We start from the raw sequence: 24,425 nt of genomic DNA on the forward strand, positions 1-24,425 counted from the left end.
GTATTATTACCTTGACAGCCCTTTAGTTAAGGGCTCATTTACAGCCCAATTCGGTTTCAGGCCTATAAGAACTTGTTCCACTTGCATTGCTGCATGTACAGCCATTCGTATCGAGCCTTCCTTCGTCAATGCCGCATTATGAGGACTGACAATCACATTATCCAATTTAAAAAGGGGATTCCATTTATCAGGAGGCTCAACTTCAAATACGTCTATTCCAGCGCCGGCAATCTGGCCCGCTTGCAAAGCATTTACTAAATCACTTTCCTTCACTACACCGCCCCTGGAAGCGTTTACAAAATAGGAAGAAGGTTTCATCCAGGAAAACTCACGGCTTCCTATTATCTCTTTTGTTGTTTTCGTTAACGGCAGATGCAGGCTAATAACATCAGAGTTTCTGAATACCCATTCTAAATCTGTTACTATCTCCAACTCCGAATTCGTTCTGGCTGTAACATAGGGGTCGTAGCCAATCACTTTCATATCGAAGCCTTGGAAAGCCTTTTTTGCCAGCATTCTACCGATTCTCCCCAGTCCGATGATCCCCAAAGTCTTGCCTTCCAAGTCCATGCCAAAAAGTTGATTACGAATAGCAAAATTCCCGCTGCGCAGTTCTTTATCAGCCAAGCTTAAGTTTTTGGACAATGATAAAATTAATGCCATTACATGTTCAGCTACAGAATTCGCATTTGCCTCTGGGGTATTTGTTACATAAATGCCACGCTCTGTAGCAGCTTCGATATCGATATTGTCCAAGCCCACACCATACTTGGCTATCACTTTGAGGTTTTCAGCTGCTTGAATAACTTCTTTATTTATTACAGCCGTTGATCTCGTTAGTACTGCATCACAACCCTTAATTTCTTCCATAAGAATTTCTTGCGATAGATCAGACCCTACTTTAATCTTATAGCCTTTTTCAACTAAATAACTTTTCCCCTCTTTCTCAATATCTTGAGGAATATACACTAAATGACTCACCTTCACACCAACCTTTCATATTAACCTTGAAGGAAAAATCTTTCCTATTGCTTTGTTATATATACAATTATTGTGCCAACATAAAAAACATCAGTTTATACAGGAAAGAAGCCAATTAGTTCATATATTAGGACATAAATAAAGTTAACAAATTGTTTCAAAATGAATTAATTAGTTTCATTACGTTTCAATTTGTTTCAATATTCAAGTTTTTCATCTTTCTCCATAAAGTCGTGCGACTCATCCCTAACTCAAAGGCAGCTTTTCCTTTATTAAAATTAACCTTAATTAACATTTGAACAATTCTTTCACGCTCGGATAAATGCATCCCAGGTGACATATCCATCTCTTCGTCTTGTTTCGTCAGCTGTATTTTCTTTTTACTTCTATTGGGAAAATACAATTCAATATCGTACACATCAATTAACTTGTCTTTATAAAGAGCGCATAATCGCTCACAAAAATTTTGCAATTGGCGAATATTCCCTTCCCAATTCTCTTCGCTCAGCTTTTTCATGGCAGTATCCGTAATCTTAATTTGTTTTTGATCCGAATGACCTTTCTGAATAAAAGCATTCACCAATAACGGAATATCTTCTCTGCGTTCCCGAAGTGGAGGCAATACAAGGTCCAATACACTCAAGCGATAATACAGATCCTCCCGAAAGTCATTGCTTTTCACCATTTGCATGAGGTCCTTGTTCGTTGCCGACACAATTCTCACATCAACCGGAATTACTTTATCATCACCGATGCGCATGATTTCCCGCTCTTGGAGGACACGTAGCAGCCGGCTTTGCATTTTTGGGGAGATTTCCCCTATTTCATCTAAAAAAATCGTACCTCTATGAGCCAGTTCAAAAAATCCTTGCTTTCCGCCTTTCATGGCTCCCGTGAAAGCTCCTTCTGCATATCCGAAAAGCTCACTTTCCAATAAATTTTCGGGAAGCGCCGCGCAATTAATGGCTACAAACGGGTTATTTTTCCGGTTGCTATGATTATGTATGCTTTGGGCGAATATTTCCTTGCCCGTTCCAGTTTCTCCAATTATAAGAATGTTTGAATCTACTTCACTATAACGTTGAGCTGTTTCAATCGTCCTCTTAATTTCGGGACTTCGATACAATATATCATCAAATGTGTACTTAGCCACATGTCCGCGTGAATGAAGTTTTCTAAAGAACTTCCCTTCCATCTCTTGAATGCGGGTAACATCCTGAAAGGCGACCATATCCCCCACTTTTTTACCTTTTAAAAATATCCCAACTTTTTTTACCGATAATTGAATCGATTGGTAAGCAACGGTATCTTTTTCGTATTCATCGTCGCTTAAAAGCATATTACGAAATTTCCCGGGCTTTATTATATCGTATATAGAATTTCCAATTAAGCTCCCTTTGGAAATGGATAATATTTCCTGAGCCGCCGTATTAAATACAGATATTTGTCCTTTTAAATCTATAGCAATAACCCCTTCATAGGCATAATTAAGAATCGTTTGGTAACGCTTGGTCTTCTCCTGTTCCCGTCTGCTGACAAGAGCCACTCTCTTTGCCTCAATCAACGCCTGCCGAAATGATTCCTTTCCAGTGTCAACCAGAATGGCTCCCAACCCTATCTCTTCAGCATATTTACAGGTACTTAAACCACTTAACACCACCTCACAGCCATCTCTGGCTGCCAAATCCACGAAACTGACTGAGGACTCGATATCATTTAATATATAGGACTGAATTGGCAAATCAACAATATCCGAAAGGTTTTCCACGCCATAAATCATGTTTAACGCTCCTATAACAGCCACTTTTTTACTGCCAAAACGTGCCTTGCAATCATACAGGGAACGAATGAGGTCAATACCTTGTACAGGTATATCAACGATTGGAATGAATTCATTGCTTTCTTTTAATAGTTTCGTGATTAATCCCCTTGAGATGATCACATCAGCATCCAGCTTCAACTTCCCAATCTTATCGGCATCCTCAACTACCTCCTCTAAAACAAACTTCACTGAACCGTTATCATTGTTGTCCGATTCTTCCAACTTGTTGAATTCCTCAAATCTTTCAAAAGCATCCGTAATATACCCTTTTCGAGGAACAACGAGTTTTATTTTTATCAAAACACCCACCTCCAACTTAAATCATTCTGGTTTATTGGATATAAGCTAAAAGCAACCTGTTATTTATTCTAGACCTAGTCATACAATGACTTTATATAATTTGGTAAGCTAAGAATGCCGCAAAGGTTCTCTTTCAAACCCGCAATAAGAAAGGTAATGTCTTGAGTACAATTGAGACTTAAAAATTCTGCATTTTATTTAGATATTAGAATTTAGAAAATGACTTTGAAAAATAAAAAACCCTTTATCGTGGGTTTTTTCATCATAAGGATTTCGATTGATATTTAATATCATAATAGAATGGTCATCCAGGTCATCACATTAAAACTTGCTTTTCTTCACTAGAATACGCTTATTAACATTATCATCAGTATAATGATTCTTAAGGTGAAAATCATCATGAAAAAATCCTCTTTAATTTCTTAAAGTGGCATCGTCATCTACTTTATTTTCCATAATTCCCCTTCCTTTCTCGGTAATAGGACTATATTCCTTTAATTCTTCATACAAATGTGGAATTCCTTTTGATTTTTTAGTTACTGACAATAAAATTAGTCTACAAACATATTAACCCCGTTCAAGAAATCCTGAACGGGGTTTTTCAATAAATATTATTTTGAGTTTTTGCGGGCATTGAGCAGTTATCAAACTTCGTAAATCTATTCATTCAAGGTGGGTTTACTTACGAACTTAAAAAGGATCGGCGATGACAAGGATTTTCCCTGCTTTAATATCCTCTACATATCGTTCGACTTCGGCTTCCTTCAGTCCAATATCCAATAATGGCTTTCTCAATCCGCCTGCTCCCGATGCTGCCCCGGCTGCGGCTCCGCCAAAAGTGGCGAAAATCGGTCCTGCTGCCAAAATTGGACCAATTCCTGGTACGGCCAATGCACTCATTCCAATAAGCAGACCTGTTAATCCGACAGCTCCGCCGGCTGCTGCCCCAGCTACCAATCCATCAGTCTTTGCCGGGCCGACTTCCTCGGCTTCACTAGGTAATTTATCAATGTTTTTTGCCACCACTGATATTTGATCGGATGTATATCCTTGTTCCTTTAAGTTTTCGACTGCTGAAGTCGCTTCATTTGCATTTTCATATATTGCTATAAACCTCTTGTCCATGGTATCTGCTCCTTTAAAAGTAATGTATTATACAATACCCCTAATTGAGTTTTAATAATCTTCCATGAAAGAAATGAATTTCATTCCCGGATTTGCCCCTGGCCGTAAATGAAGTACTTGCTTGATGTTAATGCAGGTAAACCCATTGGTCCACGTGCATGCAGCTTTTGTGTCGAAATGCCGATTTCTGCGCCATAACCGAATTCAAAGCCGTCGGTAAAACGGGTGGAAGCATTGTGATAAACTGCTGCGGCATCTACTTTATTTAAAAATACGGAGGCGTTTTGTTCATCCCTCGTCAGGATTGCTTCAGAATGCTTGGTACCGTATCGGTTAATGTGTTCAATCGCATCGAATACACCTTTTACAGTTTTAACGCTGATTTTTAAAGCCAGGTACTCCGTTGACCAATCTTCCTCCGTAGCTGTCTTCGCTCTCGGAAAGGCGCTGCAAACCGCTTCATCTCCATATACTTCAATTCCCTTTTCATCCAGGAGTTCCAAAATACGCACACCATTTTCTTCAAACCATTTTTCATGAATTAGAAGCCCCTCGATAGCATTGCATACGGATGGACGCTGAGTTTTACCGTTTAAGACAATTTTCTCGACCATCGTGATATCTGCGGTCTGATCGATGAAGATATGGCAATTGCCTGCTCCTGTTTCAAGAACGGGAACAGTGGACTCCTTAATGACCGTTTCAATTAAATTCTTTCCGCCGCGTGGAATCAAAACATCTAAATACTCATTAAGATGAAAAAGTTCCTTAGCGGTTTCACGACTCGTATCCTCGATCAACTGAACAGCTTCTACAGGAATTTCCGTATTCTCTAATGCCTTATGAATGGATGAGACTAGTGCAATATTGGAGTTCTTGGCTGACGAGCTGCCTCTTAGTAGGACGGCATTCCCCGTTTTCAAGGACAATGTAGCTGCATCGATGGTCACGTTAGGCCTGGCTTCATAAATCATCCCGATTACACCGATCGGCACCCGTAACTTTTTAATCAATAAACCATTCTCTTTTTCGATCGTCTCCAATTGTTCCCCAACCGGATCATTTAAATCGATTAAAAGCATAATGGCCTCAGCCATGTCGTCAATACGGTTAACATTTAACATAATTCGATCCAATGTAGACTCACTGAAGCCTTTTTTCCTGCCTTCTTCCAGGTCCTTTTTATTTTCCTTTATCAAAAAATCTTTATCGACAATGAGTTGCTTAGCAATGTTTCCAAGTGCCTCGTTCTTTTGTTCCGTACTCAATCCTATTAACTGATAACTAGCTTTTTTGGCTGCCTTTCCTTTCGCCGTCACTTCACTCATTTCCAAATGCCCCCTTTTCCTTCACTAAAATTGATTTTTTATGCTTTCACCCATTTATCGCGATGAATCACTTCTATGGAAGTGATCACAAGCTCGGATGTCCTCTTTCCCATCGCCTGCTTTAATTCTTCGTCGGAGTAAAGGACCTCACCCCGCCCCAATAATCCATTTGCACCATAGACTTCGACAACATCCCCCTTATTGAAGACTCCTTTAATTTCATAAATTCCAGCTGGCAGCAGACTGCTGCCATTTGAAACTAAGGCCCTTTCGGCACCCTCATCAACGAAAATTTTCCCGGATACTTGTGAATGAAGGGATATCCATTGTTTGTTTTTCGTTACCGTCGTCAAGACATCATTCCCAATATACGTGCCATCACCTTTGCCTTCAAGGATCGTTAGAAGTTTATCACTCCCATAACCAGAACCAATGAATACTTTCACCCCTAGAGACAATGCAGTTTGCGCTGCAATCAGCTTAGATTTCATACCCCCGGTTCCGACATTGGATCCTGCACCTTCTGCCATTTGCAATAAATCCGCCGTTACTTCGGATAGCTTGTCAAATCGTTTCGCCCCTGGATTTGTCTGTGGATTGGAATCATAAAGCCCATTAATGTCCGTTAATATGATCAAGTTGGTGGCGTGGACCAGCCCGCTTACTAAGGCAGATAGCATATCATTATCACCAAAAGTCAACTCCTCGACCGATACTGTATCATTTTCATTAATAATCGGAAGGATGCCGCGTTCAAGCAATTCCATCAATGTCGCATATGCATTTTTATATCTATCTTTTTTCGAGAAATCTTTCCTTGTTAACAAAATCTGCGCAGGAACGATTCCAAAATGCCCCAATTGTTCCATATATGATTGAATCAATAGGCTTTGCCCGACCGCTGCAGCAGCTTGTTTTCCCTTGAGAGTGACAGGTCTCGTAGGATAGCCAAGCTTGCGAAAACCTGTTGCTACAGCACCTGATGAAACAAGGACAACTTCATGTCCCGCTTTCCTTAAAGCTGCCACTGCCTGGATATGATCGGAAAATTTATTTTGGTCGATTTCACCTTTTGTGTTGGTCAAAGAACTACTTCCTATCTTTACAACGATGCGTTTCTTTTCCATCGATTACTTCCTCCAATAAATATCTAAGACATGAAAAAAAGCCCTTTTCATCCTCGAAATAAGGACGAAAAGGACTGCTCTCCGTGGTACCACCTTCATTGAATGCAAGTTCATGCATTCCACTTTGCCTGATAACGCCAGGATTTGCGCCTATGTTTTGCATAGGACTCAAGAAGCAGGTTCTGCGTCTTCCTGTCGCGGGTCTTCCAGCAATTGACGCCGCTCTCTGTCACAGTGATTCTCGCATACTAATCTTCTCTCAACGTTCATTGTTTTAATATAGTATGCAAAATTATCTGCTTGATGTCAATAACATTCCTACGATGAATGAACCTTATAACGCTATTGCCGGGCCGAAGAACTCATAGTGTATTTTATCCGTATCTATCCCCAGCTCATTTAGATAAGTAATGATGGCCTTCATGAAAGGAACAGGGCCACACACATAATAATCAGCTTCAGGTTTAACAAAACCGCTCAATAATTCCTTATCGATATACCCTTCCTTTTTAAAATTCGGCAGGTTCTTATCATCCTCACCCGGATTTTTAAAGACAAAGGATAATTGATAGCTGGTAAGCTTGTGGGCTAGTTCTGTCAGTTCCATTCTGAAAGGCTGTAACCGACCATTATCGGAAGCATGAATGATTTGTACATCACGCTCAGGTGTTTGTTCAGCTATCGCATGGACCATACTCATGAAAGGTGTTATGCCAACGCCTCCGCTCAAGAATACTGCAGGTGTTCGTTTTTCCAAATCGATGGTGAAATCTCCTGCAGGAGCCGTTACGTCAATACTGTCACCCATCTGAATGGATTCATGCAAGTAGTTAGAGACCCCTCCATCAGGAGAGGTTCCCGGCTTTTCTTTTTTAACGGAAATCCGGAAATAATCTTTTCCCGGAACATCAGACAAGCTATATTGACGGTTGAATAAATAGCGTTCACCCGGTATCTCGATCCGAATGGTAATATATTGTCCAGGAAGAAATGATGGAACCTTCTCTCCATCTGACGGTTTTAAATAAAAGGATGTGATTACGTCACTTTCCGGTACTTTTTCCATAACTGTGAATCGCTTGAAATCAGACCATCCGCCGACCTGATTGGAAGCTTCGTCGTACATTTCCTTTTCGATGCTAATGAAAGCATCGGCAATGACTCCATAGGCCTCTCCCCAAGCTTGGAGGATCTCCTCTGTAGCTGAATCTTGTAACACTTCCTTGATTGCACCTAATAGAAATTCTCCAACAATGGGATAATGTTCGGCTTTAACGGCAAGACTTCTGTGTTTTTGTGCTATTTGCTTCACGGCAGGTATTATCGTTTCGAGTTGATCTATATATTTAGCTGCTGCCAAAACCGTGTTGGCTAGTGCATTTTGCTGGCGCCCCTTTTTTTGATTGGCGTGATTAAAAACATTTAATAATTCAGGATGTGCTTCGAAAAGATTTTTATAGAATACAGTTGTGATTGTTGTACCATGCACTTCTAATACAGGTACGGTTGATTTGATAACATCAATAGTTTTTTGGGATAGCATAGGTAAGCCCCTCTTCATAAACAAGTATTTTAAATACATGTTTATATTAGAACTTAAATGCATTAAAAGCAATATATTTAATACATCTTTTTCAAATAATAAGTTTTCATGTTTATAAAATGTTCACATTTATGATATAGTCAAATGGGGATAGAATGTGAGGCGATAAACATGAGGTTGACGAGTTATTCCGATTACTCACTTAGAGTGTTGATTTACCTGGCTTCCCACGACCAAAGCAAAATATCAAATATTAAAGAGATTTCTGAAGTTTATCAACTGTCTAAAAATCATTTGATGAAGATTGTTCATAATCTTGGAAAATTAGGCTATATTGAAACGATTCGTGGAAGAAATGGCGGATTTCGGCTTGCAAAATCACCTGCTGAAATAAATGTAGGGGAACTTGTACGGCGAACCGAGGAGGATTTTTATCTAGTGGAATGTTTTAAAGATCACGATAACTGTGTGATTTCTCCCGTTTGTTCATTGAAATTTGTTCTCAATAATGCCTTGGATGCTTTTCTAAAGGTCCTTGATCAATATACGATTGCAGACTTCAGCGAAAATAAAGTGATGCTCAAAACCTATTTCGATTCGGTAAAGAAGAATGACGAAGAGCCCGATTTTTTATAATCGGGCTCTTTTTCATTAACCGATGATTCGTTCGATCTGCCATTCCTTTTCCATTCGCAAGTCCATGATCTCTGTACTGTACTGGTTTTCAATAAAACTTTAAGGGGATCGTATGGATTGATCATAACGATCGTCCCGATTCGTTCATTAGTAAGCATGACTTCTTTTCCGACCAATGTGGACATTAAACGATTTACAAATTCCAGCAGGATTTCCGGATAGAATTTACCGAACATGTCGCGGTACATTTGCTCAATCACCTTATAAAACGGCATGGCCCGAAGATATACACGATTTGAAGACATCGCATGGAATACATCGGCTATTGCGACGATTTTGGCAAGATGATGGATATCATTCCCCTTCAGTCCAAGTGGATAGCCTTGCCCATCTTCCCGTTCATGGTGCTGAAGAGCTGTTAATGCAATCGACGGTAGGATTCCAGGGATATTTTTAAGTAATTCATACCCATAAATGGTATGCCGTTTCATTTCTTCATATTCTGCCGCAGTCAGTTTACCCGGTTTTTCCAATATACTATCCGAGATCCTTATTTTACCCACGTCATGCAGCGTGGCTGCCAATGTCAGGGCTGAAAGGTTTTCTTTCGATAATCCAAGCTTCATCCCTAGATAAGTGGCAATGATTCCGCCCCCGATATTATGTCTATACGTGTACTCGTTATTTGCTTGCATCTCATTGAAAAGGTAATAAATATCAGGATTCATTGCAGCTTCTGCAATGACAGGTGCTACTTCCGCTTTAATCAATTCAATCTTTTCAAGCTGTATTTTTCCTTCTTTACGTATATCTTGAAAGATGTTTTTCATTTGAAGAGAAGCTCGGTGATTCTTTCATGAATCTTTCCGTTAGGTTGTACATGATTCTCCGTTAAAGAAGATTCACCTTTTTTCAATTCTTCCATTATGAAATCAATTTCAGGTATGGTAAGAGGCGTATTCGCTTTACTATTCAGCTTCCCTCTTCTATTTTTCATTGCTCTCACACTTTTCTCTATTTATTACCTATAATGCCATATCCTTCATGTCCTTGTGTCATAACGAAAGCAATTTTTGGGGCACTTAAGATCGGTCACTAAGTTCATTGCCCAGCTGTTTTAATTTTTCACCAACCGTACATTCTGAAATACAGAACTGATGGGCATACGTCCGCCCTTTCTCTTTTCGAAAATGCTTTCGTAAAAAACAATCTTGGCAAAATGAAGCGAGAACAACTTCCACTTCTTCATATATTTTTTTCCTGTTCATTGTTGTTATGGCTCCTTTGACTCAGCAATTTCCATTTTGCTGAAAATAGCTTTTCCCTGCAGTGCAAGTGTTGCCAGGCGATCGGCTTCCTGGTTTTCCTTTCGAGAAATTGGCTTGCAGACAGGAATGATCTTTAATTTATCCAGTTTCGCCTCAATGCGGTCAAGCCATTTATTTAAGTTTTCTTCCATACAGGGCCATTCACCGGAAAGTTGATTTAAAACAACGAGAGAATCCCCTTTAAAGACACAGCTTTGATGGTGGATTCCAAGTTCGTCCATCTGCCTGACCGCTTCATGAAAGGCCGCATATTCCGCTTCATTATTGGATTCGAATTGCTCCAATTTCACATTGGTGCGTAACCGCCAGAACTTCTTACCTTGACGAAAATAAATGGCAACACCGATTCCTGCCACCTTTTCTTCTTTTTGATAACCTCCATCAAAAAAAACAGTCACATCCTGCGGTTCTTCCTCAACTTCCGTCAGGAGTTTCTTTAGCTCCTTCTTTGTCCAGGTTGTATCGAATTCATCCTTGAACTCCACTTCTTTCAGCCTTCCTGCCTTTTCAAGATCTTCCGTAATGACTAGTGCAGTCCCTGCATCAAGCCAATCCGAAACGAAATCGGCTGATGGTTTTTTTGAAGCATGATATGTCCATTGCATAATTACCTTCAAAGATTTCCAGCTCCTTATCCATTCACCATTCATGCAGAACAGCTAACAATTTTCATACCTTTTTTTCGTCTTACCCTTTATAATATATTGTAAGCATTTGTATCGCTTTTTTTAATTATAGTTCCCATATCAGCCTGAAATTCTCATGTTTCAATCTTTATTTTATATGAAACGTTTTATTATCATAGCAGTTAAACTCGAGGAGGAGCACATCTTGATCGAAGTGTATATTGATGGTGCCAGTGCAGGCAATCCAGGGCCGAGCGGCGCAGGTGTTTTCATAAATAATAATGGTGTGGTCCAGCGGCATGCCTTTCCGCTAGGAAATATGGAAAATCATGAAGCAGAGTACCATGCTTTAATCAAAGCATTGGAAATTTGCGTAGCCAATAAGTATCAAATCGTTTCTTTTCGTACTGACTCCCAAGCCATCAACCAGGCCATTGAAAAAAGATTTGCAAAGAATAAGTATGCCATTTTGTTGGAACGGGCGCTAAAGCTTTCCGGTGAGCTTGAATTATTTTTCATGAAATGGATTCCAAATCTCGAAAACAAGTCCGCGGATGAGTTGGCGAGACGAGCCATTCGATTGAATAAGTCTGAGGAAATTCATGAACAAGACAGCTGATTTTTCATTATTATTCGTTGTATTCATCTGGGGCGTAACTTTTGTTATGGTCCAAAATGCCCTATCTTTTCTAGACCCCTTCACGTTTAATGCGGTCCGTTTCTTCATGGCGTTCGTTTTCTTGCTCATCCCTTATATATCTACTTTACACAAAAAGGGGAAAACTTGGAACAAGGGTCTTTTAATAGCTGGGTTTCATATTGGGGTTTGGCTTTTTCTGGGGTATGGGCTTCAAACGATCGGATTGAATTATACAACTCCTGCGAAGACAGGATTTATAACAGGATTAAGTGTCGTCATGGTACCAGTGTTTTCCCTGCTACTTTTAAAACTTAGGCTTTCCCGCAATACAATTATAGGTGTCGCAGCCGCAACCATCGGGCTTTATTTAATGACTTTCGCTGACCGCTCCAATTTGAATATCGGTGATTTACTGGTATTTTTATGCGCAATCAGTTTTGCCATGCAGATCATTACAACCGCTAGATATGCCAAGACTTTACCCGCTTTACCTTTGACGCTGATTCAGGTTTCCACCGTATCTTTCTTATCATTTGTTTCAGCCTTCATTTTCAAAGAGAATCATTCCGTCATCTTCAGCTCGGAGGTCATGTTACAGAAGGACGTATGGACTGCTTTATTGGTTACGGCAGCCCTTGCCACTGCGTTCGCCTTTTTTGCACAAACCTTCTTCCAAGCCTATACGACACCTACAAGAGTGGCGCTGATCTTTTCAATGGAACCGGTTTTTGCCGCATTATCCTCATACATATTGATAGGGGAAAAATTGACTACCGCCTCCATCATCGGCTGCGCATTCATATTCTTGGGGATGATTTTCGCTGAACTGCCTGTTAAGAAAAAGAAACCCGTGACACAGGAGTTTTCTTGAAAAGGCCAATAAAATAAATCGGACTTCCAGTTACGAAGTCCGATTTATTTTAGCAGCCCCTGTTCTTTTGCAAAAGATACCGCTGCACTACGCGTTTCAATGCCATTTTGTTTTAAGTTTTCCAAAAAGGAGATATAAAAGCTGCCATCAAAGTTCTTTTGTACCTTCAATGTCAATTCTATTGCTGCATTGACTAAAATATCACTCGCATCCGTGTAGCGCTTACCAAAATAAATAAAACCAATAGCGTCATTACCAAAAGTGAATCCCTTACCCTCTAAAAAACTAACATACTCTTCAGTTGATTTCGCCACTTCTGCATCCACTCCATACTTCATGCCTTATTTTCATCTTACCGTATATCAAAGATTTTGACTATCCATTTTTCGACAAAAAAATCACCATGCAAAATAAAAGAGCTCCCATTTGGAAGCTCCGCTTATCGTATTAAATCATTCGCAGTAAAGCCCTGAATTCATGATCGCTAGCCAGATTTTTGACCTTCTCGCGATCATACTGATAGACCGCATCGTCCAAAGAACATGAAATTGGTACATCACATTTTATTTCTGCTAGCTTTCTGGATAAATGAAGCATATCGACGGCGGATTCAATTTTAGCCTGCTGCCCGTTCGTCAATGAAGCAACATTTTCTAGAATCCCTTCGATGCTTTGATACTGGATCAATAATTTCAACGCTGTCTTCTCCCCAATTCCTTTAACTCCGGGATAGTTATCAGCTGTATCACCCATTAAAGCTTTTAAATCTATCATTTGTCTTGGTGTGATTCCTTTCCATTCAAAAAAGCTATCGGGATTATGAACTTCATAGTTACCATATCCTTTTTTTAACAATAGCACAGAAATGCTTTCATCTATTAGCTGAAGCATATCTTGATCGCCAGTCAATATACCCACCCGGCTATGTTGGGCAGATGCCTTGGCAATTGTCCCGATACAGTCATCCGCCTCATATCCAGAGAGCCCTATGTTAGGGATATCAAATGCTTCAACCGCTTGTTTCGCTAGGTCGAATTGAGGAATCATCTCGACTGGAGCTTCTGATCGATTAGCCTTGTATCCATCAAATAATTCATTTCTGAAAGTCTTGCTGCCCATATCCCAACACACCGCTACATGACTAGGTGAAAAGTGATTCACCGCCGTCAGCATATGCTTCAAAAAACCTTGAACGGCATTAGTCGGGATGCCTTTTGAGTTAATCATGAATTGACCAGTAACTGCCGTTGCATAAAAAGCTCTAAATAAAAGCGCCATCCCATCGACAAGCATAAAGGAAGGATGCTGCTCGTTTTCTTTCATTAACACATTATCACCTCTATCATGATGTACTTCCATTTTAACATAACTGTCCCCTTTTTTAAGGATCGTTTAATTGGAAAAAATATTATTCAATTGGATTATCATCATACGAGATCCAGTCACTGAAACTGCCAATATAAATCTTCACATCTTTAAAGCCAGCTTCTTTCAGGGCGATATAATTTGGTGATGCCGTTACACCTGAACCGCAGTACACAATGATTTCCTTATCCTTACTGATGCCTGTAAAACTCGACTGAAGATCTTCCTTCTTTTTAAAATAGCCATTTTCCAGAACGTTCGTCCACACCTTATTTACTGCACCAGGTATATGTCCGGCTTTATTATCAATCGGCTCCTCGATTCCCTCGTAGCGCTTAGATTCCCTTGAATCCATTAATACGAGACAGTCAGGCCTATTCATAGTGTAATCCTTCACTGTTTGAAAAGATGCAAAAACGGACTCATTTAAATCGATATGATATTTTGTTGGCACATATTTCGTTTGATTCGAGTCAATTGGATAGCCCTCATCCCTCCAGGCGCGAAAGCCCCCGTTAAGAACAAAAACTTTCTGATGCCCAAGGTAGCTGAGCAGCCAGACAAACCGGGAAGCAAAAGAACCTTCCCCGCCATCATAAGCAATAAGTACCGTATCTTTGGTGATTCCATTTGATTCCAGTTTATTTTTAAAGGTTTCCAGGTCAGGAAGAGGATGTCTTCCACCATGTTCTTGAACCTGCCCCGATAAGTCCTTTTCAAGATCGAAATAAACAGCACCGGAAATATGGTCTTTTTTGTATTCATTATACCCCGCATCAGGAGAGCCTAGCTGAAAGCGGCAGTCACAAATTCTGATATCTTGAGAATTCAACATCGGCAACAGCTCTTCTTTTTCAATTATAAAACTCATCTGACAAACCCCCTATTCCAAAATGGTCCAAATTAATTCATTAAGCTCCGTTTCCATCTTCTTTCCTTGATGTAGCCTAGTTATCTCATTCTTTAAGGAAAGTGATTTTCCTTCTATTATCGAAAGATTCTTTTCACTTTCATTGTTGCTTATATATTCCTCCATTTGTTTTGCTTTAAATATCCCGGTGATCCTGACTTTCAATTCTTGATCAATTGAAACCAAATCAAGTAATTCCCATACCGATAAAGGTGGCAGCGAACCCAATTGGATTATATATTCAAGGATTAAATACGAACGGTATACTTGTACCCATGTTTTCAGTTCTTTTCTTTCGGACCCTCTTGTTTTTGTCAATTGTTGAAGATTGTCGCTCATCATCCGATAGTAATGGTGCCCCAGTGCCTTTTTGGAATAGCATTCAGCTATCAAACGATTCATCTTCCTATAATAATCCGGATGCGTAATCAACTTGATTCGCGACTGAAATAATTCAAATAGAGCAGGGTTACTTTTTAAGATAAGACGCGATGATTTAAATAAATCCCAGCCTTCCATGTCAAATAGGTCTTCTTTCATTTGAATGACTTCAACTGGCTGACTCAAGCTAAGGTATGACCGCTTATCATTATGAACATATATAAATCGAACATCGTAATCTGATTGGAAGGATGATAAACCAAAAGAATGGCTGCCAGTAACAGCAGCCATCAAAATGGTCATATCCTCTTTCTTTTCCAGGTATCTCAATCGTGAAATAAGGTTTTCTTTCATGAACGAGACCTCGTTTCTATTTCGAATGCATTTTAGCCAATTCCGCTACGGCATTTTCATAATACGGTAAATCGACTGTTTCCTCCAATGCTGCACGTAAACCTGCAAAGATATCCGATATTTCCGTCTTAAACTCTTTTTGAATCGCAAGTAGCTCTTGATCGAGGACTTCATTATACATTTCGAAAATCCGTCCGCCCTGTTCTTTTACATATACAAGGGCAGGATCATCCAAACGCTTCTGAAGCCCTTCGCTCATTTTCGCTTTTTCATTTTTTTCAAAGAAAGATTTTGGATTTTTAAACAATGCCAATTCCTTTTTGAATTCCCCCGTATCTAATTGGGCAAAAGCTCCTGTAAATTCAAGGGACTCCCTCTCATTAGGTTCATATGGCTGTAATGAAAGGTTTCTTCTTATTTTTTGCATTTGCAAAAGCAAACTGCTTTGTTTCTCTTTCAGTAATTTATTTACGAACATTTCCGTCCTTAAAGCCGTTGCCCGCATTTCCTGGGCAAGGTCAAAGCCTAAAGCATCCAATAAGTTCTTCATAGATTGCTTGAGGACAATTTTCAGATCGCCTCCATCATCTTTTAAAACAGCCGGATTGAACGACTCTTTGAAGAAATCATTAAACCGGAAGAAGACCCGTTGTTTACTATAAAAAGTCAATTCGTCTATCTCTTTTTTCAAACGTTGCTTTTCGGCATCCCCTTTAATGACTGAAAGCAGTTCCGAAATGGACTGTGCCTCTTGAGAAAGGATCTCCAGGGCATTTCGTTTCGCTTTCTCATCCTGCCTTGAAGCTGTAATTACATCACGTAGCAGTTCTTCGGTTCTTTTTACAGCCGCTTGAGCCGATTCCATTGCAAGTCCCGTTAAATCGTTTTCTATGAAAGAATCGAATTGACCTTGGAATTCCGAGATTCCGCTATTAGGAAGGAACGAATGCTTAAATGAACCAGGCTTTTGTTTTTCCATCAATGCTCCCTTACTCGTAAGCGGGAATAGTTTTGGAAAACGGATTCCGAATCCATTCAATTGATCTGTGACATAATCCATCACTTCGTCCAATTCGTCAGTGGTTTGTGCCAGATCGACGGCATTGACGATGAAAAACATCTTATCCATAGCGAAAGAATCTTTCACACGTCCAAGTTGTATCAAGAACTCCCTATCTGCCCGTGAAAATGGGTGATTATAATAGGTCACAAATAGGATGGCGTCCGAATTCTTAATATATTCGAAAGCTGCTCCTGTATGTCGTGCATTTATTGAATCGGCCCCAGGTGTGTCAACAAGGACCATCCCCTGCTTAGTCATTTCACAGTCATAACGCAATTCAATCAGATCAACAAGACATGACTTGGACTCTTCTGCAGCAAAACGTTTAAATCCTTCAAGATCTACCGTAACCACATTTCCTAAATCATTTTGGTGCTCCGGCAGCCCTTGATGAAAAGCCCTTAGAAAGGATAAATGCGTTTTCCCCTTATCAACTTCCCCCGCCTTCGCAATGATTTGTCCTGCCAGTTGAAGTGCTTCATCTAGAGTTTTTGCCGATTTATCAAAAGCTGCCAAGGCCAGGCTTACATCTTCCAACAGCATCGCTTCCGTCTTTAATTTGACGGTTGCCGTTCCATGTGGATGCTCAGCGTCTGAAGACATGATTTTGTTGATTGCGGCAGTTGTTGGATTTGGTGAAACAGGAAGGACGCTTTCTCCCATCAACGCATTGGCAAAGGAAGATTTACCCGCACTGAATGCACCGAAAAGCGCAACCGTGAACGTCTGCTGTTCCAAGCGATTTGCCTTCTCTTTCAATTCTTTATAAAGTGATTGAAACCCTCTCAAAGGTTGAATTAGCTTGGCTGCCTGTTGTAAACTCGTTGCAGTCTCCATCAGCTTTTCTTTTCCGCGTAAATCAGTAGCTTCAGATGAAGAAACAGTCACGGAAGGTACAGCTTCCTTGTTTTCTTTATCATGATCCGTTTCAAGTTGTTCGTTGACGGACCTTGAATTACTTCCTTTATCGGTTTTCATGATTTTGACTGTAATATTTTTTTCCTCTTCATTCCATTGAGTTAAAAGCATATCGATATCGCGCTCATCGACTAATGATTCAGTTTGATGAGCAATGGCCTCTAATCGTTCCGTTTGGTACTCGATTTCCGCGTTCATCGCAGCAGTAACTTTAAGGGCTTCCGCAAATTCGGAAAAACCTTCAAGTTCCTTATCGATGGATATGGACTGCTGTTCTACTATCCCTTCCATAACGGTAACCATATTATTCAAAAATCCTTCTGATACATCACGTGCTTTCTTTTTGATGGCTGATGCCAAATCATTTGTATAGTTTAAAACGTATTCACCCGTAATATCGACTTGAGGCTTCAAAGAGTTTTTTATGTAAGATTCCGTTACCTCGACCTGAAGTGCCTGTGCCTTACTTTCAAGTGTTGAATCATGAATCTCCGCTTGGTTAAGCGTTTTAACGGCTAGTTCTTTAAGATGCCATTCAAGCTGGGTCTTCACCTTTTCTTGTAAATCGGTCAAAAACGCCTTGATACGTGCCTCACGTTCGGCATCCGTTTTTTTCTTGGCAAATAATAGACCCATTTTAAAGTCCGGCTGAGCCGATTCCAAGAAAGATTTACCTAGGTCCCGTGTTGCCGCGGGCATGATGTATGCACCTTTCAAAATGGTTTCTAATGCACCAGCATATTGGACCTCGATTTCCTCTATACGTCCAGTTAATGATTTTTTTTCTTTCAATAGGCTGTCCACCTGATTCGTCAGGTGTATTCGCTCTTCATATGGAAGTTCTGATAATACTTCAAAATCATCGGCATGTTCCTCTTCATACTGCTCTTTCAGCCAATTAAGATGCCTTTCGACCAGGGCATTAGCCGATTGCATGATGGCATCTTTCCCATCATTTAGACCTTTGCCCGCAATATCAGATATGAATTGCTTGACCACTTCTATTTCATTTTCAGGATTGTTCAAGTCTCTTACGGATGTATAAAAAATACCATCAGGATATACATTCCAGTTCGCAAATGCCTCAGAAACGGAAAGCTTGAAGTCTTGAAAGCTAAGCTCGTTCTCATCATGCTTATCGATCATATTGATAATTAAGTATGTCGGTTTTTCAGCCTCTAACAATTCTTTCGTGAATAGGAAGTTCACTTCTGATTGGACGTGATTGTAGTCCATGACATAGAAGACGACATCAGCTAGATGCAAGGCAGATTCCGTAGAAACTCTATGGGCATCGTCTGTCGAATCAATTCCTGGCGTATCCATGATCGCACATGAATTCGGCAGTGAAAAATCATTGGAACTTATCGTTATTGCCGATACTGAATCTCCATCCTTGGCAAATTTCTTGACCTCTTTAAAATCATAAGGTGCAGGAAATAAGACTGGTGGCTGATGATGGTAAAAGACTTTGGCATAGTCTTCCCCTTTTTGGACTTTTACCGTATTTGCACTTGTTGGAATCGGGCTTGAAGGCAATACTTGATCACCGAGGAAAAAGTTAATCATACTAGATTTCCCCGCTGAAAAATGCCCGCAAAAAGCAATGATGAACTCTTCATTATTCACTTTCATGATTAACTGTTTTAGTTTATCCGCATTTCCTGTATCACCTGCCGATTGAAATTTCTCATACATGGCAGTCAAAATCCCCAATTTGGACTGTTGCTTTAATGTTTCTTGAATCATGAATCCATACCCCTTAATCTATCGTCATTTTGATATTCTTATTGTAAACGATTTCGTTTGTTATTCATACCATCAGCTTTATTTTTACTATATGATTCATTACTGGCCATGTTCAAAAAAAAACCACCGATTGGTGGATTCATGCAGTTTGATTCATATTGACTTTGAATGCAAAAAAAAACCAGGATGTTTACCTGGTTGTAGGGGTGGGGTTAAAAGCAGTTCGGTTTTCCATTGGTGACCCGGTAAAAGGTTTAACAGCCTTTGCCGGTCTTTGAATATTATTCAATACATGTTTCATCACAAAACCATATGTAGCGATTGTCAATAAAATGAATACCCAAACCATTACCAACACCATCCTCTTATATATTGATTAGCTTTTAGTTATTAGTTATTAAAATAAATTTATCGAAATCCGAATGAGAATAATTTTCATCTTCATTTAGAATCTTATCACGAACGATAATCGTTTTCAATAAGAAATTAACATTTTTTATTATTTTCCCTTAAAAACCGTAGAATATTCCGTATGTTCCTTTAATGCTTTCTCCTCCAATGGGATTCTTACCGTCATCATCCAAACATTCAATAAACTAAAGATGACAGCAGTATAATATGCATTGAATAATAAAGAAATAACTATTATCTCAGTTGCCACTATGATATAGTTCGGATGTTTAAAATATTTATAAGGACCTTTAATGACTACATCGGCATTAGGAACCACTATGATTTTTGTATTCCAATGTTCTCCCAATGAAAGGATTACCCAAAGCCTGCCTGACTGTGCAATTAGAAAAAGGGTCAGCCAAATTGGCCAAAGTCCAGCCACATCCCTTTCAAGCCCGACCACTTCAAAAATGAGAACAATAAAAAAACTAAGGTGCATTAGAACCATCCAACTGTAATGGGACTCACCATATTCCACTGCTCCTGCAGCCTTTAACTGTTTTTCATTTTGTTTGGCGATATATAATTCAAACATGCGCTGTATAGCGATCAAGATAATGAAAATGGCAAAGATCATCACTTCCACCTCATTAACACAAGTTCGGACGAAAACCCAGGCCCCAATGCAGCAGCCAAGCCCACCTCATCTTTATTCCCGCCACGCTGCATGAACCTCTCCAGGACGTACAAAATAGTTGCTGAGGACATATTGCCAAATTCCCTCAATACGCTCATTGACTCTGCCGTCATGCTTTCATCGAACCCGAGGGCTTCGTGATAAGCATCAATTACTTTTTTGCCTCCAGGATGAGCAATGAAATCTTTTATATCACTGAGATCCAATCCATTCTCCATTAAGAACTCTTGAACATTCGGTTTAAGCCATTCCTTAATGATTGTAGGGATATCTTTGGAAAAGATCACATATAACCCTTGATCTTTAACATCCCAACCCATTACATCCAATGAATTCGGCATTAGCGTGGATTGCGAATTCAAAAATTGCAGATGTCTTACTTTTTTGGAAAATTGTTCATCAGGCACCTCATCACCGCAAACCAATACACAGCTTACTCCATCAGAAAATAAAGAAGTTCCAATTAAATTGCTTTTGGAGATATCATTCCTTTGAAATGTCAGACTGCATAACTCCACACATAAAACAATGACCTTCGCCGTCGGGTATGCTTGGCAATATTCAAATGCACGCGATAGGCCACTTGCTCCCCCTGCACAGCCAAGCCCCCAAATCGGAATCCTTTTAGCATGCGGGCTAAATGGAAGTTCATTCATTATCCTGGCATCAATGGTCGGGGTAGCAATACCCGTGCTTGAGATAAAGAAGAAGGCATCTAGCTCGTTTGCCTGCAGTTCTTCTTTTAAAAATTCTGTGTTGGCTAAGCATTTTTCTATAGCTTCTTTCCCAAACTTGACTGCCTGTTGAATATATAAATCATTCCGATCGGCAAAAGAATGATCCTCTTTAAACCAATCAAGATCATTAGAAAAATATCGATTTTCCACTTGTCCATTCTTAAAGGCTTTAAGTAACCGTTCTATATTCTTAAATGAGGCTCCAAATATTTCTCTCGAAAATTCCATGATTTTCTCCTGAGAAAGTAAATGCGGCAGCTTTATATGTGATGCAGATAATAAATACGGCATGATTGCACCCCTTATTATTCATGATATGGTTAATATACCCACCAGGATATCAATTATGCTTTATTGATAAATGGTCATATTTATTGATGGTTCAGAATATTATTTCTTTTGTTCTTGAAAAACTAGGTAAAAAAGACTAAGAAATTGATAAAATAGAGAACATGACCACACAAGCGAAGAAATGAAAATGGAATCAACACTATAATCACAAAAGTGTTAAATGGAACCATCGTGGCCGTTAAGTCCGTAATTCCATTCTCTTTAAACCGTAAATCATAAAACAGTCTTTCGAACAGGAATCCATAAGCATCCTTATTGGCATGACAGGTGATATCCGCGGGAGAATAATGATTGAGGGAACAAACGGGGATGCATGAGCAATTTAGGTGAAAGCAGGTTTTTCATGCCGTTAGAAGGTGAGATGCTGAATCTTTTGCAGCAGAACTTGCAACATGCTTGCCGGGAATATCGCCACTTCTTTAGCAGGCGGGGATGCATTTAATGATATTACCCCTCCCACCGTTTTTGTGTGCAATACCAAAATGTATGGGTTCACGAAGCAATCCATTTACCCATGTCATTAAAAGGCGTAGGTACTCCCCATCATAATGATCGAAATGTAATCACAGAATATTAAACCCCCTTACCTAAAATCGGTAAGGGGGCGTTTTCATTCTTCTTTCTTTACAGAAGATTGATTTTGCACTTGAATAATGATATTTTGAAACTCCTCTTTTCCACAAACGCTGCACCTAAACTCCTGGCTTAAAATGGTTCGACAATGAATACAATATTTTTTCTCCATCCCTATCACTACTTTCCTGAACATATACTATCAATATATTCAAAAAGTGAAGAGAGTTTCCTTTTATCTGACAAAACTCCAATTTCATTATCAATGATTTGCTTCGCCATAAATGAAAAAATGCCCAAAATCCTCATCACCTGAGGATTTTGGGCATTAAATGGTGAATCTATCAAGTTTACCGAATCTATTTTTAATCAGGCTACTTTTTGCCCTTCAATACGAGCTTCCTTCACTTTCCCTTTTGTAGGGACGATGTTAAAGACGATATTCAAGAAAATGGCTGTCAAACTTCCGGCTACAATACCGTTTTCCGTTAAGATTTGAAAGCTTTCCGGAATTTGCGCAAATAGTTCAGGAACGACCGTCACACCAAGTCCCATACCTACTGAACAAGCGATGATCAATAAATTTTCTTGAGAAGCAAAATCCACTTTGCTCAACATCTTAATTCCAGCGGCAATTACCATCCCGAACATCGCAACCATTGCACCGCCAAGCACGGATGAAGGGATAATCGTCGTGAATGCACCAATTTTTGGAACAAATCCTATGAAAATGAGAATGCCCGCTGTTGTGTATATGACATTCCTTGTTTTAATGCCTGACAATTGAATCAATCCGACATTTTGTGAAAATGCCGTATACGGAAACGAATTGAACAAACCGCCAATCATGATGGCCAGACCCTCAGCACGATATCCGCGAGCCAGATCGTCTTCTGATATCTCTTTATCCGTGATTTCACCAAGGGCATAATAAACACCAGTCGATTCCACCAAGCTGACGATCGCCACCAATGTCATCGTAATGATTGCCGTGACGTTAAATGTCGGAGCTCCAAAGTAGAAAAAATGAGGCATATGCAGCCAAGTGGCACTGGCCACTGAGCTAAAATCCACTTTTCCAAGGAAGAAAGCTGCAAATGTTCCGACTAACAGCCCCAATAAAATAGAAATGGAGCGTAGGAATCCCGATGAGAATTTATACATGAATATAATGAATAACAAAGTTCCAAAACCAAGAGCTACATTATTCAAGTCTCCGAAATCAGCAGCACCTTGACCTCCACCAAGATTGTTGATGGCAACAGGAATGAGCGTTATGCCAATAATCAAAACGACAGATCCAGTGACAATGGGTGGGAAAAACCTTGCCAGTTTTCCGAAGAATTTACTAATGATAACGACGATCAATCCCGACACCAATATAGATCCATAAATGGAGTTGATTCCATATTGCGTACCAATTGCAATCATCGGGCTAACTGCTGTGAATGTACAGCCTAGGACGACCGGAAGCCCAATTCCAAAGAATTTATTTTTCCACACTTGCAATAATGTTGCTATCCCGCACATCAAAATGTCTATCGAAACTAAATAAGTCAACTGCGCTGCAGTCAATCCCAGCGCCCCACCGACAATCAATGGAATGACGACTGCACCGGCATACATGGCAAGGACATGTTGTAATCCTAAGGAAGCAACCTTTAAAGGTGATTGATTAGACATTGACGGTTGCTCCTTCCATTTCCTCAGCGAACGTAATCTCACCGAATTTCAACTCAGCAATCCTCGCAAGTGATTCGACTTGAAAACCTTGTTCCCTAAGATCCTTACCACCACTTTGGAATGCCTTTTCAATCACGATGCCGATTCCGGCCACTTCTGCTCCAACCTGCTTACAGATTTCCACCAAGCCCCTGGCTGCCTGTCCGACCGCAAGGAAGTCATCGATGATTAAAACCTTATCCCCAGCTTCAATATATTTATTAGAAACCGTAATAGTATTGGTTTCCTTTTTTGTAAAGGAATGAACGGACGCGGTCACTAAATCATTTGTTAAAGTAAGTGATTTACGTTTACGGGCAAAAATTAACGGAACTTCCAATTCCAACGCAGCCATCAAACCAGGTCCAATGCCTGAAGATTCAATCGTCAGTACTTTCGTTATTTCCTTTTGCTCGAAACGTTTTACGAATTCTTTACCAATTTCTTTCATTAGAATAGGATCCATTTGATGATTTAAGAATGAATCTACTTTTAAGATATCTTCTGATAAAGCTTGACCCTCGGACAAGATTTTTTCCTTTAAAAGTTGCATGAAGGTTCCTCCCAATCTTGGATGATTATTGACCCATAAACCACGCAATCATTTCCCGGCATATAAAAAAGCCCAAGAAACATTGCGACACTTTTTTGGAGTGAAGCAATACTTCTTGGGCATGAATGAAAAATGAATCAGCTAAAGCCTTCATTATGCAACAAGATCTATTACTCACCCATAGTCGAATTATTTACGGTAATCCGGTAGAAACTTGCAGGCCATATCCCTGCTATTATACGAGTGAAACTTTATATTTTATTAATATATGAATTATAACAACGCTGGCTCTATTTGAAAAGTAATTTTTGATAAAAACCGAACTTTCATTT

At 39.7% G+C, this 24,425-nt stretch carries 25 protein-coding genes and 1 riboswitch; of the genes, 3 read left to right on the forward strand and 22 right to left on the reverse strand.

What is annotated here, in order from left to right:
- Positions 1–6 precede the first annotated feature (6 nt).
- The 8 genes from J7J00_RS06765 to hmpA all read right to left on the reverse strand — a co-directional run bounded on the left by J7J00_RS06765 (position 7) and on the right by hmpA (position 8,226).
- Positions 7–981 carry a hydroxyacid dehydrogenase gene (locus tag J7J00_RS06765; protein ID WP_214789133.1) on the reverse strand — a complete coding sequence of 325 codons (975 nt, stop codon included), beginning with the start codon at positions 979–981 and terminating at the stop codon, positions 7–9.
- 187 nt (positions 982–1,168) lie between these two features.
- Positions 1,169–3,103: a sigma 54-interacting transcriptional regulator gene (locus J7J00_RS06770; protein ID WP_214789136.1), complete on the reverse strand. Its 1,935-nt coding sequence runs from the start codon at positions 3,101–3,103 to the stop codon at positions 1,169–1,171.
- Positions 3,104–3,517: 414 nt separating this feature from the next.
- Positions 3,518–3,649: a hypothetical protein gene (locus tag J7J00_RS27930; protein ID WP_286201218.1), complete on the reverse strand. Its 132-nt coding sequence runs from the start codon at positions 3,647–3,649 to the stop codon at positions 3,518–3,520.
- A gap of 144 nt (positions 3,650–3,793) precedes the next feature.
- Positions 3,794–4,228 carry a general stress protein gene (locus J7J00_RS06775; protein WP_214789139.1) on the reverse strand — a complete coding sequence of 145 codons (435 nt, stop codon included), beginning with the start codon at positions 4,226–4,228 and terminating at the stop codon, positions 3,794–3,796.
- Between the two features lie 80 nt (positions 4,229–4,308).
- Complete coding sequence (locus tag J7J00_RS06780; RefSeq protein ID WP_214789142.1) at positions 4,309–5,556, reverse strand: glutamate-5-semialdehyde dehydrogenase; 1,248 nt, start codon at positions 5,554–5,556, stop codon at positions 4,309–4,311.
- A 38-nt stretch (positions 5,557–5,594) separates the two neighbouring features.
- Positions 5,595–6,683: a glutamate 5-kinase gene (proB, locus tag J7J00_RS06785; RefSeq protein WP_214789145.1), complete on the reverse strand. Its 1,089-nt coding sequence runs from the start codon at positions 6,681–6,683 to the stop codon at positions 5,595–5,597.
- Positions 6,646–6,846, reverse strand: a complete 201-nt coding sequence (locus J7J00_RS06790; RefSeq protein ID WP_048688448.1) for a hypothetical protein — start codon at positions 6,844–6,846, stop codon at positions 6,646–6,648. The genes proB and J7J00_RS06790 overlap by 38 nt, the downstream gene beginning before the upstream one ends.
- A 171-nt stretch (positions 6,847–7,017) precedes the next feature.
- Positions 7,018–8,226, reverse strand: coding sequence for an NO-inducible flavohemoprotein (hmpA, locus tag J7J00_RS06795; RefSeq protein ID WP_214789148.1), 1,209 nt, complete (start codon positions 8,224–8,226; stop codon positions 7,018–7,020).
- A gap of 171 nt (positions 8,227–8,397) precedes the next feature.
- On the opposite strand from hmpA, the gene J7J00_RS06800 reads away from it, so the two are divergent.
- On the forward strand, positions 8,398–8,862 hold the full coding sequence (locus tag J7J00_RS06800) for an RrF2 family transcriptional regulator (RefSeq protein ID WP_214789151.1): 465 nt from the start codon (positions 8,398–8,400) through the stop codon (positions 8,860–8,862).
- Here the strand turns inward: J7J00_RS06800 and J7J00_RS06805 are convergent.
- The 4 genes from J7J00_RS06805 to J7J00_RS06820 all read right to left on the reverse strand — a co-directional run bounded on the left by J7J00_RS06805 (position 8,814) and on the right by J7J00_RS06820 (position 10,807).
- The gene (locus J7J00_RS06805) at positions 8,814–9,692 is read right to left on the reverse strand and encodes an HD-GYP domain-containing protein (protein WP_214789154.1); all 879 of its coding nucleotides are present in this window, start codon (positions 9,690–9,692) and stop codon (positions 8,814–8,816) included. The two genes, J7J00_RS06800 and J7J00_RS06805, sit on opposite strands and share 49 nt — an antisense overlap.
- Positions 9,689–9,859, reverse strand: a complete 171-nt coding sequence (locus J7J00_RS06810) for a hypothetical protein (protein WP_214789157.1) — start codon at positions 9,857–9,859, stop codon at positions 9,689–9,691. Before J7J00_RS06810 ends, J7J00_RS06805 begins: the two co-directional genes overlap by 4 nt.
- An 85-nt stretch (positions 9,860–9,944) precedes the next feature.
- A complete protein-coding gene (locus tag J7J00_RS06815; RefSeq protein ID WP_214789160.1) occupies positions 9,945–10,130 on the reverse strand; it encodes a zinc-finger domain-containing protein in 186 nt (61 codons plus the stop codon).
- Positions 10,131–10,135: 5 nt separating this feature from the next.
- Positions 10,136–10,807, reverse strand: a complete 672-nt coding sequence (locus tag J7J00_RS06820) for a reverse transcriptase-like protein (protein ID WP_286201219.1) — start codon at positions 10,805–10,807, stop codon at positions 10,136–10,138.
- A 214-nt stretch (positions 10,808–11,021) separates the two neighbouring features.
- Here J7J00_RS06820 and J7J00_RS06825 point away from each other — a divergent pair, with 214 nt between their 5' ends.
- Positions 11,022–11,435, forward strand: coding sequence for a reverse transcriptase-like protein (locus tag J7J00_RS06825; protein WP_214789162.1), 414 nt, complete (start codon positions 11,022–11,024; stop codon positions 11,433–11,435).
- Positions 11,419–12,327 carry a DMT family transporter gene (locus J7J00_RS06830; protein WP_214789165.1) on the forward strand — a complete coding sequence of 303 codons (909 nt, stop codon included), beginning with the start codon at positions 11,419–11,421 and terminating at the stop codon, positions 12,325–12,327. Before J7J00_RS06825 ends, J7J00_RS06830 begins: the two co-directional genes overlap by 17 nt.
- A 44-nt stretch (positions 12,328–12,371) precedes the next feature.
- On the opposite strand, the gene J7J00_RS06835 is transcribed toward J7J00_RS06830, so the two are convergent.
- From J7J00_RS06835 to J7J00_RS06880, 10 genes are all read right to left on the reverse strand, one after another.
- The gene (locus tag J7J00_RS06835; RefSeq protein WP_048688421.1) at positions 12,372–12,665 is read right to left on the reverse strand and encodes a DUF6123 family protein; all 294 of its coding nucleotides are present in this window, start codon (positions 12,663–12,665) and stop codon (positions 12,372–12,374) included.
- Positions 12,666–12,774: 109 nt separating this feature from the next.
- Positions 12,775–13,650: a 5'-3' exonuclease gene (locus J7J00_RS06840; protein ID WP_214789926.1), complete on the reverse strand. Its 876-nt coding sequence runs from the start codon at positions 13,648–13,650 to the stop codon at positions 12,775–12,777.
- An 85-nt stretch (positions 13,651–13,735) separates the two neighbouring features.
- Positions 13,736–14,563: a sulfurtransferase gene (locus J7J00_RS06845; protein WP_214789168.1), complete on the reverse strand. Its 828-nt coding sequence runs from the start codon at positions 14,561–14,563 to the stop codon at positions 13,736–13,738.
- Positions 14,564–14,575: 12 nt separating this feature from the next.
- Positions 14,576–15,337, reverse strand: coding sequence for a nucleotidyltransferase domain-containing protein (locus tag J7J00_RS06850; protein ID WP_214789171.1), 762 nt, complete (start codon positions 15,335–15,337; stop codon positions 14,576–14,578).
- Positions 15,338–15,353: 16 nt separating this feature from the next.
- Positions 15,354–19,067 carry a dynamin family protein gene (locus J7J00_RS06855; RefSeq protein WP_214789174.1) on the reverse strand — a complete coding sequence of 1,238 codons (3,714 nt, stop codon included), beginning with the start codon at positions 19,065–19,067 and terminating at the stop codon, positions 15,354–15,356.
- Between the two features lie 190 nt (positions 19,068–19,257).
- Positions 19,258–19,416: a hypothetical protein gene (locus J7J00_RS06860; protein WP_214789177.1), complete on the reverse strand. Its 159-nt coding sequence runs from the start codon at positions 19,414–19,416 to the stop codon at positions 19,258–19,260.
- 150 nt (positions 19,417–19,566) lie between these two features.
- Positions 19,567–20,097 (reverse strand): isoprenylcysteine carboxyl methyltransferase family protein, encoded by a 531-nt coding sequence (locus tag J7J00_RS06865; protein WP_214789180.1) that lies wholly within the window; start codon positions 20,095–20,097, stop codon positions 19,567–19,569.
- Entirely contained in the window at positions 20,097–21,185 is a 1,089-nt protein-coding gene (locus J7J00_RS06870; protein WP_214789183.1) for a type III polyketide synthase, read from the reverse strand. The genes J7J00_RS06865 and J7J00_RS06870 overlap by 1 nt, the downstream gene beginning before the upstream one ends.
- 1,002 nt (positions 21,186–22,187) lie before the next feature.
- Entirely contained in the window at positions 22,188–23,501 is a 1,314-nt protein-coding gene (locus J7J00_RS06875) for a nucleobase:cation symporter-2 family protein (protein WP_214789186.1), read from the reverse strand.
- Entirely contained in the window at positions 23,494–24,093 is a 600-nt protein-coding gene (locus J7J00_RS06880; protein WP_214789189.1) for a xanthine phosphoribosyltransferase, read from the reverse strand. The genes J7J00_RS06875 and J7J00_RS06880 overlap by 8 nt, the downstream gene beginning before the upstream one ends.
- 161 nt (positions 24,094–24,254) lie before the next feature.
- A riboswitch (purine riboswitch) is annotated at positions 24,255–24,356 on the reverse strand.
- Positions 24,357–24,425 lie beyond the last annotated feature (69 nt).

The sequence above is a fragment of the Bacillus sp. ISL-4 genome (assembly GCF_018613275.1).
Taxonomy (GTDB): domain Bacteria; phylum Bacillota; class Bacilli; order Bacillales; family DSM-1321; genus Peribacillus; species Peribacillus simplex_E.

Coding starts and splice junctions, on each gene's coding strand:
- J7J00_RS06775 (WP_214789139.1), bottom strand. CDS start 4,228: ATGGACAAGAGGTTTATAGCAATATATGAAAATGCAAATGAAGCGACT.
- J7J00_RS06780 (WP_214789142.1), bottom strand. CDS start 5,556: ATGAGTGAAGTGACGGCGAAAGGAAAGGCAGCCAAAAAAGCTAGTTAT.
- proB (WP_214789145.1), bottom strand. CDS start 6,683: ATGGAAAAGAAACGCATCGTTGTAAAGATAGGAAGTAGTTCTTTGACC.
- J7J00_RS06790 (WP_048688448.1), bottom strand. CDS start 6,846: ATGCAAAACATAGGCGCAAATCCTGGCGTTATCAGGCAAAGTGGAATG.
- hmpA (WP_214789148.1), bottom strand. CDS start 8,226: ATGCTATCCCAAAAAACTATTGATGTTATCAAATCAACCGTACCTGTA.
- J7J00_RS06800 (WP_214789151.1), top strand. CDS start 8,398: ATGAGGTTGACGAGTTATTCCGATTACTCACTTAGAGTGTTGATTTAC.
- J7J00_RS06805 (WP_214789154.1), bottom strand. CDS start 9,692: ATGAAAAACATCTTTCAAGATATACGTAAAGAAGGAAAAATACAGCTT.
- J7J00_RS06810 (WP_214789157.1), bottom strand. CDS start 9,859: ATGAAAAATAGAAGAGGGAAGCTGAATAGTAAAGCGAATACGCCTCTT.
- J7J00_RS06815 (WP_214789160.1), bottom strand. CDS start 10,130: ATGAACAGGAAAAAAATATATGAAGAAGTGGAAGTTGTTCTCGCTTCA.
- J7J00_RS06830 (WP_214789165.1), top strand. CDS start 11,419: ATGAACAAGACAGCTGATTTTTCATTATTATTCGTTGTATTCATCTGG.
- J7J00_RS06835 (WP_048688421.1), bottom strand. CDS start 12,665: ATGAAGTATGGAGTGGATGCAGAAGTGGCGAAATCAACTGAAGAGTAT.
- J7J00_RS06840 (WP_214789926.1), bottom strand. CDS start 13,650: ATGAAAGAAAACGAGCAGCATCCTTCCTTTATGCTTGTCGATGGGATG.
- J7J00_RS06845 (WP_214789168.1), bottom strand. CDS start 14,563: ATGAGTTTTATAATTGAAAAAGAAGAGCTGTTGCCGATGTTGAATTCT.
- J7J00_RS06850 (WP_214789171.1), bottom strand. CDS start 15,337: ATGAAAGAAAACCTTATTTCACGATTGAGATACCTGGAAAAGAAAGAG.
- J7J00_RS06855 (WP_214789174.1), bottom strand. CDS start 19,067: ATGATTCAAGAAACATTAAAGCAACAGTCCAAATTGGGGATTTTGACT.
- J7J00_RS06860 (WP_214789177.1), bottom strand. CDS start 19,416: ATGGTTTGGGTATTCATTTTATTGACAATCGCTACATATGGTTTTGTG.
- J7J00_RS06865 (WP_214789180.1), bottom strand. CDS start 20,097: ATGATCTTTGCCATTTTCATTATCTTGATCGCTATACAGCGCATGTTT.
- J7J00_RS06870 (WP_214789183.1), bottom strand. CDS start 21,185: ATGCCGTATTTATTATCTGCATCACATATAAAGCTGCCGCATTTACTT.
- J7J00_RS06875 (WP_214789186.1), bottom strand. CDS start 23,501: ATGTCTAATCAATCACCTTTAAAGGTTGCTTCCTTAGGATTACAACAT.
- J7J00_RS06880 (WP_214789189.1), bottom strand. CDS start 24,093: ATGCAACTTTTAAAGGAAAAAATCTTGTCCGAGGGTCAAGCTTTATCA.